The organism is Nocardioides humilatus (genome assembly GCF_008373755.1).
Taxonomy (GTDB): Bacteria; Actinomycetota; Actinomycetes; order Propionibacteriales; family Nocardioidaceae; genus Nocardioides; species Nocardioides humilatus.
In genome coordinates, this window is record NZ_VUJV01000106.1 from 1 (window position 1) to 307 (window position 307).

Genomic DNA, 307 nt, shown 5'->3' on the forward strand with positions numbered 1-307 from the left:
TGGTGATTGAGGCGGCGCATGCGGGCCATAAAGGTCATATCGGATGTCTTGTTCCGCATCTCAGTTGCGTCCAGGTACATAGCGTTGCTAATGTCCATGTCGTACTCATCAACGAATGTGACCAGCTCATCGGTGGTAATTTTCTCCACTTTGACTCCGGGGAAGCTGAACTGTTCGCGAGTATATTTCGGGAGCATGTTCTTGAAAACGGTGAAGATGTTGCAAACTCGTTTCATGATCATCCAGAAGACAGGATCGCGGAGACAGGTAGTGTACATGTCCAAGGAAGTCGGCACGTAGGTGTACT

1 protein-coding gene is annotated in these 307 nt (G+C 49.2%); it reads right to left on the minus strand.

The features are described from left to right. The coding region (locus F0U44_RS24150; protein WP_246160767.1) for a hypothetical protein at positions 1 to 242 on the minus strand (242 nt) is incomplete at its 3' end. Positions 243 to 307: the final 65 nt, after the last annotated feature.